The organism is Thiothrix litoralis (genome assembly GCF_017901135.1).
Classification (GTDB): Bacteria; Pseudomonadota; Gammaproteobacteria; order Thiotrichales; family Thiotrichaceae; genus Thiothrix; species Thiothrix litoralis.
Genome location: NZ_CP072801.1, coordinates 357,975 through 367,853, shown reverse-complemented (window position 1 = coordinate 367,853; position 9,879 = coordinate 357,975). Strand labels below are relative to the sequence as shown.

General features: G+C 49.7%; 12 protein-coding genes. All 12 read right to left on the bottom strand.

The window, feature by feature from the left end:
- Nucleotides 1-87: 87 nt before the first annotated feature.
- Nucleotides 88-471, bottom strand: a complete 384-nt coding sequence (gene trxA, locus J9253_RS01865) for a thioredoxin (protein ID WP_210223048.1) — start codon at nt 469-471, stop codon at nt 88-90.
- A gap of 35 nt (nt 472-506) precedes the next feature.
- The gene (locus J9253_RS01860) at nt 507-1,118 is read right to left on the bottom strand and encodes a flavin prenyltransferase UbiX (RefSeq protein WP_028490318.1); all 612 of its coding nucleotides are present in this window, start codon (nt 1,116-1,118) and stop codon (nt 507-509) included.
- A gap of 12 nt (nt 1,119-1,130) precedes the next feature.
- Nucleotides 1,131-2,426 carry a UDP-N-acetylmuramate:L-alanyl-gamma-D-glutamyl-meso-diaminopimelate ligase gene (mpl, locus tag J9253_RS01855; protein WP_210223047.1) on the bottom strand — a complete coding sequence of 432 codons (1,296 nt, stop codon included), beginning with the start codon at nt 2,424-2,426 and terminating at the stop codon, nt 1,131-1,133.
- A gap of 16 nt (nt 2,427-2,442) precedes the next feature.
- The gene (locus J9253_RS01850; protein WP_210223046.1) at nt 2,443-4,257 is read right to left on the bottom strand and encodes a putative bifunctional diguanylate cyclase/phosphodiesterase; all 1,815 of its coding nucleotides are present in this window, start codon (nt 4,255-4,257) and stop codon (nt 2,443-2,445) included.
- 197 nt (nt 4,258-4,454) lie between these two features.
- Complete coding sequence (gene rplS, locus J9253_RS01845) at nt 4,455-4,799, bottom strand: 50S ribosomal protein L19 (RefSeq protein WP_266097368.1); 345 nt, start codon at nt 4,797-4,799, stop codon at nt 4,455-4,457.
- Nucleotides 4,800-4,808: 9 nt separating this feature from the next.
- A complete protein-coding gene (gene trmD, locus J9253_RS01840; RefSeq protein ID WP_210224504.1) occupies nt 4,809-5,558 on the bottom strand; it encodes a tRNA (guanosine(37)-N1)-methyltransferase TrmD in 750 nt (249 codons plus the stop codon).
- A gap of 5 nt (nt 5,559-5,563) precedes the next feature.
- Entirely contained in the window at nt 5,564-6,055 is a 492-nt protein-coding gene (gene rimM / locus J9253_RS01835) for a ribosome maturation factor RimM (RefSeq protein ID WP_407701793.1), read from the bottom strand.
- A gap of 21 nt (nt 6,056-6,076) precedes the next feature.
- The gene (gene rpsP, locus J9253_RS01830) at nt 6,077-6,331 is read right to left on the bottom strand and encodes a 30S ribosomal protein S16 (RefSeq protein WP_028490312.1); all 255 of its coding nucleotides are present in this window, start codon (nt 6,329-6,331) and stop codon (nt 6,077-6,079) included.
- Between the two features lie 201 nt (nt 6,332-6,532).
- Nucleotides 6,533-7,225 (bottom strand): DUF1287 domain-containing protein, encoded by a 693-nt coding sequence (locus J9253_RS01825; RefSeq protein ID WP_210223044.1) that lies wholly within the window; start codon nt 7,223-7,225, stop codon nt 6,533-6,535.
- 126 nt (nt 7,226-7,351) lie between these two features.
- Complete coding sequence (locus J9253_RS01820) at nt 7,352-8,587, bottom strand: hypothetical protein (RefSeq protein ID WP_210223043.1); 1,236 nt, start codon at nt 8,585-8,587, stop codon at nt 7,352-7,354.
- Between the two features lie 238 nt (nt 8,588-8,825).
- Nucleotides 8,826-9,197 carry a hypothetical protein gene (locus J9253_RS01815; RefSeq protein ID WP_210223042.1) on the bottom strand — a complete coding sequence of 124 codons (372 nt, stop codon included), beginning with the start codon at nt 9,195-9,197 and terminating at the stop codon, nt 8,826-8,828.
- A 337-nt stretch (nt 9,198-9,534) separates the two neighbouring features.
- Nucleotides 9,535-9,816, bottom strand: coding sequence for a hypothetical protein (locus tag J9253_RS01810; protein WP_210223041.1), 282 nt, complete (start codon nt 9,814-9,816; stop codon nt 9,535-9,537).
- Nucleotides 9,817-9,879 lie beyond the last annotated feature (63 nt).

Genomic DNA, 9,879 nt, shown 5'->3' with positions numbered 1-9,879 from the left:
CCGGATTATCCCACAAATCCAACCGTTCAAACACCAAAAAGCCGGGTTTAACCCGGCTTTCTGATAAACGGTACTAATGATAAGTACTTATGCTTGCTGTTCCTGTGCGGCCTTTTCCTGCGCTGCAATATCAGCACGCACTTTATCCATATCCAGCTCACGCACCTTCGCAATCACTTGCTCCAGTTGTGGCTCACTCAACATGCCCGCTTCGGCAAACAGGATGACCTGCTCACGGAAAATCATCAGCGTCGGGATGGAACGGATCTGGAAATGGCGAGCCAATTCCTCCTCTTCTTCGGTGTTCACTTTGGCAAACACGATGTCAGTGTGATTGTCTGACACTTTATCAAAGATTGGCGAAAATGTGCGACAAGGGCCGCACCAAGGTGCCCAAAAGTCGATGATAACGATACCGTTTTCCGTGATCGTTTCTTCAAAACTCTGCGCGGTCATTTCTTCGACTGCCATGGCATACTCCTAATAATATCAAATCAAAAATGCGGTCACTCCGCCTGCGGTTCCCCCCAACGGGGAAGCAGTGCGTGTGGAATGTCCAAATGGTCCAGTACCCGCGCCACCATAAAGTCGACCAGTTCCTGCACGGATGCCGGGCGTTGATAAAAGCCCGGATTGGCGGGCATGATAATAACCCCCATCCGCGCCAGTTTCAGCATGTTTTCCAGATGAATCTCGGAAAACGGGGTTTCACGCACCACTAAAATCAGCTTTTTACGCTCTTTCAGGCACACATCGGCGGCACGTTCGATCAGGTTGCGGCTGCTACCACAGGCAATCGCTGACAGCGTTCCGGTGGTGCAAGGGCATACCACGGTAGCATCCGCCACCCCGCTACCGCTGGCGATGGGGGCAGCCCACTGTTCGCGCTCGAATACCTGTAACTGCCCCGGTTGCGCACCGTACAACTCACTGAAATACTGCTGTATTTCACTGGCACGCCCCGGCAAACGGTGCTCGGTTTCCATATTCACCACCACCTGCGCCGGGCGCGATAGCAGCAAATACACGTGATAACCGTGTTGCAGCAGGAATTCCAGCAAGCGCAGCCCGTATTGCGCACCGGATGCGCCCGTCATGATCAATGTAATGGTTTTCAAGCGTCCAATATCTCAGTCAGCCAATGTCAGCAGTAGCTTGTCATGAATACCACCGAAACCGCCATTACTCATAACCAAAATATGGTCTCCCGCTTGCGCGAGTTTCACCACAGTTGCCACTAAAGCATCAATATCATCCCATTCCGGCAACTGATAAATGAAGGCATGATCCGCCACTTGCAAAGCCGCCGCGACCGCCGCCCCATGCGTGCCCATGCGCATGGTGTTGGAACGCGGTTCCAGCAAGGCAATGATCCGCGCCTTGCCAACTTTTGCCCGCAAACCGGCTAATGTTGTGGTAATCGCCGTTGGGTGATGCGCAAAATCGTCATAAACCGTCACACCACGCACGGTGCCACGCACCTGCATCCGCCGCTTCACGCCTTGGAATTCAGCCAAGGCTGCCACGGCATGTTCAGTGGGAACTCCGGCATGGCGTGCCGCTGCTATTGCGGCCAGCCCATTGTTGACGTTGTGTTCGCCCAGCAAATCCCAGCGTACCACGCCCTGTTCCACAGCCTTGCAGAAGACTCGGAATTCACTGCCATCGGCTTGCAGGTATTCCGCTCGCCAATCGCCATCGGCAAAGGTTTCCACCGGCGTCCAGCAGCCCATTGCCAGCGTATCCTTGAGGTTGGCATCCTGCGCATTCACCACCGCCAGACCACTGCCCGGCACAGTACGCATCAGATGGTGGAATTGGGTTTTGATGGCTTGAACATCGGGGAAAATATCGGCATGGTCGTATTCCAGATTATTCAGGATAACGGTACGTGGGTGGTAATGCACAAACTTGGAACGCTTGTCGAAAAACGCGGTATCGTATTCATCCGCTTCCACCACAAAAAACGGCGAGTCACCCAGACGGGCGGATACCCCAAAATTTTCCGGCACGCCACCGATCAGGAAACCCGGCTTCAACCCAGCGTATTCCAGAATCCAAGCCAGCATACTCGCAGTGGTGGTTTTGCCGTGCGTCCCCGCCACTGCCAATACCCAGCGATCCTTCAGAATGTGTTCGCCCAGCCATTGCGGGCCGGAGGTATAGGGCAGGTTGTGGTCAAGCATATGCTCCACAATTTCCAAACCACGACGCATCACATTGCCCACCACAATCGTCTCGCTATCAGCGGGTAAATCGTGAGGTTGGAAGCCCTGAATAATAGCCACGCCCTGCTCTGCCAGCATAGTGCTCATCGGTGGATAAACGTTGGTGTCAGAACCTGTGACTTGATGCTCTTTCTCGCGTGCCAATAGGGCAATACCGCCCATAAAGGTTCCGCAGATACCCAGAATATGAATATTCATCCGTGTTGTTGTTACCTTAACTGACGTGATTACGCACGGCTTCTTCGATCGGAATCGGTCTGGAGATGCCGTAACCCTGCCCGTAGTCTACACCAATTTCGCGCAAAATTTGTATGACCCGATCATTTTCGACATATTCGGCAATCACTTTCAAGCCCATCAAATGCCCGACCTGATTGACTGAATTCACCATCGCCAGTGCCACGTCATCATTGGCAATGTCTTTGATAAAACTGCCGTCAATTTTCAGATAATCCACCGAAAGGGATTTTAAATACCCAAAGGAGCTGACCCCCGTACCGAAGTCATCCATCGAAAAGCTGCACCCCAGATTTTTTAGGGTTGCAATAAAATGCTGTGCCAACTCAAGGTTGTGGATAGCCACCCGTTCGGTAATCTCGAAGCACAACATACCCGGACTAATTCCCGCTTCCTGAATTTCATCCAGCACAAATTTCAGGAAGGTTGGCTCATCCAAACTCTGACCGGACAAATTAATCGCGAAAATTGGGCGGGGTACTTTCTGGGTAATTTCTTGCAGCGTCTGGAGCAGTTTGCGGATAACCCAACGATCCAGACGCGGCATCATCGAATAATATTCTGCCGCTGGAATGAACTCGTCCGGCGGAACGGGCTGGTTATTTTCATCGTACAAGCGGATCAGTACTTCGTAATGGCTGAACGGCTTTTTGAATTCTGCTGGGCGCAAATCATGGATAGGCTGCGCCACCAGACGGAAATTACCGGCTTCAAAGGCTTTTTTCAGGCGATCCAGCCACACCATATTGCCACGCTGCTTGAGGATTTCCTGATCATCCGGCTTGTAAATATGGATACGGTTACCGCCTTTGGCCTTGGCAACCCGGCACGCGGCATCAGCTTCCGAGAGTATCCGGTTAGGCGTTTTCAATAGCTTGTATAAGGGTACAAAAGCAACACTGGCCGTTACTCGCTGGCGCATTTTATTCCAGTCAAACGCGTATTGTTCTAGTTTGATACGGATTTGTTCCGCCGCTCGAATCGCTACTGCTGGTTCAATTTCCTGAAACAGGATGCCAAACTCATCACCGCCCAGCCGCGCCAAAATATCACGGCGCACATCAATTTCGTCCTTGAGCATTCGTGCAATACGCTCAATCAGCATATCCCCACCACCATGCCCCATCGTGTCATTCACCAGCTTGAACTGATCCATTGAGATCAGGCAAAACGAGTGCTTCACCCCATGTTGCCGCACTTGATCAATCGCCACTTTCAAGCGTAACTCAAAGCTCTTGCGGTTCAACAGCATAGTTTGCGGGTCATGCATTTGAACGTGATCCAGCCGCAATTGCATCGCATGAAGCTCGGTCTGGTCGCGCACCATCACCATGTAGCATGGCTGTTCAGCATCTTCATACAGGATGGGTTGTACGGTGTAAGTCACCTGTAAATCATTCAAGCCATTCGCATTCAGCAAGGCATTGCGCAACAGCGGGCGGTCATTACGCTTGGCAGTATCCAGCCATGGAATCGGGTGGTGGGTCAGAGAATCAATCAGCGTAAACAATTCACCATAGTGCTTGCCACGCGCACTGCGAATTTTGTACTTGAGGATTTTTTCGGCGGCAGGATTGATGAAATCCACCACGCCATTCACATCCACCAGAATAGCCGCTTCCTGGGTGTCCGCCAGCGACGACACCAACATGTTTTGCTGTGCCAAGCGTAACTGGCTTTTGAATTGGCGGCGCATGGAAAATGCCCCCCACACCAAAGCAGCCACGACGGTAAGCCCTAGCAATAAGCCTATCACCGTGCTATTGGATGAAAAATCAACGAAATCGGCCACAAAAGCCCCCGCCTACTCTAGCGTATTATTTTATAAATATTCTTCGGCTTCTATAGTAGGTGCAGAAAACTACCCTGTACAGTTTTCAGCGATAAAACGACAGGTGTAGTTTAGCCCTGATATAAAAATGACGGACACAACAAAGCCGACAGACTGTGCACAGTGCTGTCGGCTCTGAAGCATCAAGCCGGAAAAACTTAAAGTTTTTCTTTGATACGTGCAGATTTACCCGTACGGCCACGCAGGTAGTACAGCTTGGCGCGACGTACATCACCGCTACGCTTGACTGTAATGCTAGCAATGCTGTTGCTGAAGGTTTGGAAAACACGCTCAACACCTTCGCCGTAAGACATCTTACGCACGGTGAAAGCGGAATTCAGACCACGATTTTTCTTCGCAATCACCACACCTTCATAAGCCTGTTGGCGCTCTTTATCGCCTTCTTTCACGCGTACTTGAACGATAACGGTGTCGCCGGGGTTAAAATCCGGGATTACCTTCGTCATTTGCTCTTGTTCAAGTTGTTGAATAATCGTATTCATGATAATCCTCTAAGGCAGCTTTTCACTGCTTTCAAACTCGTTTATATACTCGTTCAGCAACACACGCTCACTGTCGGTCAACTGTCGTGCCTGTAACAATTCCGGCCTGCGTCGCCATGTTTTTCCCAGCGCTTGTTTCTTGCGCCACTTGGCAATATCTGCGTGATTGCCGCTTTTTAATACCGCTGGTATCGCCAACCCTTCCAGTTCTTCCGGGCGGGTATAGTGAGAGCAGTCCAGTAATCCATCAAAAAACGAATCCTGCGCCGCCGACTCATGATGCCCTAATGCCCCCGGCAACAAGCGAGTTACTGCATCAATCAGCACCATTGCCCCCAACTCACCACCGCTGAGAACATAGTCACCAATCGAACATTCCAGATCCACTTCCAAAGCAATAACACGTTCGTCAATGCCTTCGTAGCGACCACACAGTAAAATCACGTTTTCTGCTGCTGCCAGCTCAGTCACCAAAGCCTGATTCAGGGGAACACCCTGAGGGCTAAGATAAACCACTTTCCCCGGATTCTCCTGACGGGCATCACGGATAGCTTGCAACAAACAGTCGCCTTTCATTACCATACCAGGGCCACCACCGTAGGGGCGGTCATCCACGGTACGGTGTACATCGGTGGCGTAATCACGCGGATTCCACTGTTTCAGGGAAATGATACCGCGCTCCGCTGCCCGACCTGTTACACCACTGCTGACAACGGCATTAACCAGCTCAGGAAACAGGGTGATCACATCAAAGCGCATGGGCATCAGAAATCAGGATCCCAGTCCACCGTGATACGTTTTTCAGCCAGCGAAACGGATTTAATGAAATCACCCAGAACCCACGGCAACAACCGTTCCCGCTCGCCCTGCACTACCAAGACATCATTGGCACCGGTTTCAAACAAGTGGTCAACTTTACCCAGCACTACGCCGTTGACTGTCACCACTTCCATGCCGATCAAATCAGCCCAGTAGTATTCATCATCATCCAGCTTGTGCAAGCGCTCACGCGGAACGCCTATCTCGAAGCCTATCAACTTCTCAGCTTGGGTACGATCTGTCACACCATCCAGTTGGGCAACAATACCTTTACCCTGCACTTGTCCATTGAGCAATTTACAGGGCTTCCATTCACCGTCGACTTTCAGAAACCACGGGGCGTAGCCCAAAATTCCGTCCAGTTGATGGGTGTGTGAAAACACCTTAACCCAACCTTTTATACCAAATACAGCGGAAATCTTTCCGAGCGTCACCATATCCGGCTGGGACATAATGTTTTACGCTGCCACAGTTTCAGCAGATTCTTTCAGCAGCTTAGCAACACGTTCAGTGGGCTGAGCACCGCAAGCAACCCAATGGGCTACGCGATCTTGTTCAATGTGCAAACGAACTTCTTGACCACGGGCGACCGGGTTGAAGTAACCAATGCGTTCAATGTAACCACTGTCACGCGGCTTGCGCTTGTCGCTAACGACAATGTGGTAAAATGGATGCTTTTTCGCACCACCTCTTGCCAGACGAATATTGACCATTTGAAAACCTTACAAAATGCGGTTAATACGAAGCAGCGGGTGCTGCCCGAAGTAAACGCGCAATTCTACGTTAATTTCAGAAAAAGTGAAGCCTTGATTAGCATCTTATCCACAAAAAAGCCCCCGGCAAGCGGGGGCTTCCTGATAAAGCGGCTTTTAGCCCTGATTCTACCCGATAGAACCAGGGGCACGACGGTCATATTATGGAAAATAACGGTAATGTCCGGTAATCGGCATCTGGAAAAGCACATCCTCAATTTTTTCGCCTTCACCGATATTATGCACAATCAGTGGACGCCTCGGGTCTGCGGATGATTTACGGTTCACCACAATCCCAATGTGCTCCTGATCTCCACCGAGACTCCAGGTGACCAAATCACCAGAACGATAGTCTTGTGGGTTGCCCGTTACAGGCACGCGACCACCGTGACGGGTGAAAAACGTCTTCAGATTGTGCACACGCCGATGATCGATATTCGGGTCGGGCTTATTCAACCCCCACTTGGTGAGGTTAGGGTAAGCCTGAAAATTCCGTGACATATCCTCATACACCAGCCGCTGGAGATCAACCCCCAACTTCCGGTAAGAACGGATGACGGTATCCGTACAAACACCCATATTGGCAGGTACATCACCATTCGGATAAGAAATGGGGATATAACGCCCATCATAAACCACCTGATGCCGTAACCTATCCAAGGCTGCATACGATAAGCGCTCCGGCGTTGCCACGCTACTACGCGCACTTTGGGAACGTTTCACCTCGGCAGCAGCAGGCTTTTCGGCAACCTGCTGATTTGAGCACCCCGCCAGACCGGATACCACCAGCGCCCCGATCATCACGACCGAACGCCCCCACCTTGGCAAACCTAAAGTTTCAAAAACACCACTCATTTGTCCCACTCCTAATCCTGAGATTCCCAATAAATTGGGATTGCCGCAACAATCAGTAATTATAATGACTCTTTATAGTATTCCAAGACAGAATGCCAGCTTAACCCGGAAGCCTGTCACCTACCGTTAGTAAGTTGGGCATTCAGCACGGTACGGTTCTTTCACAACACCCCAGCGGAATGGCAGCGGTGCATGTGGATCAGAGACCAAGGAATGTGCTTCAACATTCTGGCGCAACTCGCGCAAAGTCATGTAATACTCTTCACCCAGCGTCATTTGCACCATGCAGAAATCATTCAGGCTTTTCAGCTCTTGCGGTGGTGGCTGGTCATTGGAAAACACCGCTTTTGCCCAACGTGCAGGCTGCGAACGTGGATCAAAACGCCCAACATGATCCAAATGACGGCGAATGGAATCAAAAAATAGCGTCAGACGTTTATCACGACCCGGTGTTGAATGATCATCGTACTCTCTGGCATTCATGCAACGACGGCCTTCACCCCTAATTTTTTGCAAATACCACAAAGCATCATACACATAAACAGAACGGTCATTGGCATACATACACAATGCTAACAAGAGACGCTGGGTTTTTTCATCAGCCGTTTCAGGGCGTTTCGCCAACCTGCTGGAAATAACATCGGTAAATTTCACATAATCGTATTGAAGCTCTGCTGCCAACTGGAACTGCTCTTCGCTGTAGCCGGGCTGTTCACGCGCTGCACGCATAATGTTCTGTGGCTGCTTGAAACGACGGTAGCCATCACCCAAACGCTTGTCTTCCGGCACATAAAACGGGAAAGAGGGGGTACGCAACAAGTAACGCGCTTGCTTGGGCGTGGTAGAAGCCATGACTTCCGCGATCCCCGCTTCCGTCACATCTGCAATCTGGTAGGAATGCACGCCAGGGGCAACGTAAATATCACCAGGCTTGATATCTGCTAACGCAATAGGGTAGGTATCATTTCGCAATGCTTCAGTGCTCGTCATGTCAGCGACATAGTCCATGAAGCGCCGAACCCGCTGATCAGGTGATAAATTATCCCACGTAGACATCCCATTACTAATCACTTGCCCTGACTTATCGCGATTCCCTATCACGAACGGCAAACGGTTCTCGAACGAAAAAATGAGACGCATTGCGTATACCGCGTCCGCACAGTCATTCTCAAATTTATAATAAATCGGCTTCGCGGGGTTCATGAAAATGTCGTCTTTCCACTCAGTACGCACCCACTGGCGGTAACGATCTTCCCACGAGCTATCCCACTCATTCTCATTTGGCCACACAGCAGCCGATGCCATAGAGGACATCAAGGAAATGACGGCAAACAACAATGCCAAAACAAACGTTTTTTTCATGAAATTTACAACTTGATATGGTTCACAGAAAGAACACTAGATAAACAAAAGCCCAACAGGTTTCCCCATGCATGATGATCACAAACGAAAACACCCATAAGTTCCAAGAGAACACTAGCGTAGATTGACTTATCAAGAATTTCAATAAAAAACTGCCCAGTTACTTCGTAACTGGGCAGTTTCTCATGACATCAGCGTCTGATACTCGCTTAACAGGCGCTGATAGCACCAACCAGAATTACTTCTGGTATTGCTGCATGACAGATGTGGAAGATTGATCCATGGAAACTGCACCTTTGTAGTTACCCTTGGCTTTAACCCTAGGAATCATTGGGCGCTTGCCTTGACCAGCAACACAACCATAAACATGCTTATGGCCTGGAACAGCGCCTGCATGGCTATGGCATTTATTCGCACAAGAAGGTGCTTCATTATGGCAATGCTGACCCGCAGGAGCAGCAGGAGCAGCGATAACTGGCTCTTGAACAACAGGGGCTGGCGTAGCTTGTTGAGCTGTTTGTTGGCTCATACCACCCATTTGTTGGCAACCAGTAGCAAACATAGCGGCAACAATCAGGGTTGCAAGTGTCAATTGAGATTTCATTTTCATCGTCTTGGTCTCTTTCATTGTTTAAGGAAAACACACAAAGTGTAGCAAAGAATCAAGGCGATCCCGACCACACATACAAGCAAATTTAGCATGAATCAACACAAAAAACCTGTAGAAAACGCAGGTCACTACGGATACAGACTCAGTTGCATCATTTTCAAACTCGAAAATAGATTGCATCAAATGTGCCAAAGGCTAAAGCAAAATCAAAGCTATTTGCCAATAAAAAATACAAATAGACAGAACGGGCAAAAAAAAGCCCCTTGCTAAAGGCAAGAGGCTTTACAGAATAGTATTCTCACTTAAGAGAACGATATCCTATGGGCATACAGACAGATTACTGCTGGTACTGTTGCATAGCACCTTGAGAAGCTGGATCCATTTCAACTCGACCTTTGTAGTTGCCTTTAGCTTTCACTCTAGGAACCACTGGCATTGGTGCTTGACGAACTTGAGGACGAGCAACAGGTGCTGGAGCAACAGGCGCTGGAGCAACTACCGCAGGTGCTTCTGTTACTTGTTGACCAGTAGACTGCTGAGCACCCATTTGTTGACAACCAGTTGTCAACAAACCAGCGAACAACAAACTAGCGATAGCCACTTGAGATTTGATTTTCATAATAGTAAAACTCTCTAAACAATTGATATGGAACGGGAAATCCTGCCATGGCAGAGTTATCTC

What these genes read in the sequence shown, in the direction of transcription:
- J9253_RS01820 (WP_210223043.1), bottom strand. Translation starts at nt 8,587, where the DNA reads ATGAAAAAAACGTTTGTTTTGGCATTGTTGTTTGCCGTCATTTCCTTG.
- rimM (WP_407701793.1), bottom strand. Translation starts at nt 6,055, where the DNA reads ATGGTGACGCTCGGAAAGATTTCCGCTGTATTTGGTATAAAAGGTTGG.
- J9253_RS01825 (WP_210223044.1), bottom strand. Translation starts at nt 7,225, where the DNA reads ATGAGTGGTGTTTTTGAAACTTTAGGTTTGCCAAGGTGGGGGCGTTCG.
- trxA (WP_210223048.1), bottom strand. Translation starts at nt 471, where the DNA reads ATGGCAGTCGAAGAAATGACCGCGCAGAGTTTTGAAGAAACGATCACG.
- rplS (WP_266097368.1), bottom strand. Translation starts at nt 4,799, where the DNA reads ATGAATACGATTATTCAACAACTTGAACAAGAGCAAATGACGAAGGTA.
- rpsP (WP_028490312.1), bottom strand. Translation starts at nt 6,331, where the DNA reads ATGGTCAATATTCGTCTGGCAAGAGGTGGTGCGAAAAAGCATCCATTT.
- trmD (WP_210224504.1), bottom strand. Translation starts at nt 5,558, where the DNA reads ATGCGCTTTGATGTGATCACCCTGTTTCCTGAGCTGGTTAATGCCGTT.
- J9253_RS01810 (WP_210223041.1), bottom strand. Translation starts at nt 9,816, where the DNA reads ATGAAAATCAAATCTCAAGTGGCTATCGCTAGTTTGTTGTTCGCTGGT.
- J9253_RS01815 (WP_210223042.1), bottom strand. Translation starts at nt 9,197, where the DNA reads ATGAAAATGAAATCTCAATTGACACTTGCAACCCTGATTGTTGCCGCT.
- mpl (WP_210223047.1), bottom strand. Translation starts at nt 2,426, where the DNA reads ATGAATATTCATATTCTGGGTATCTGCGGAACCTTTATGGGCGGTATT.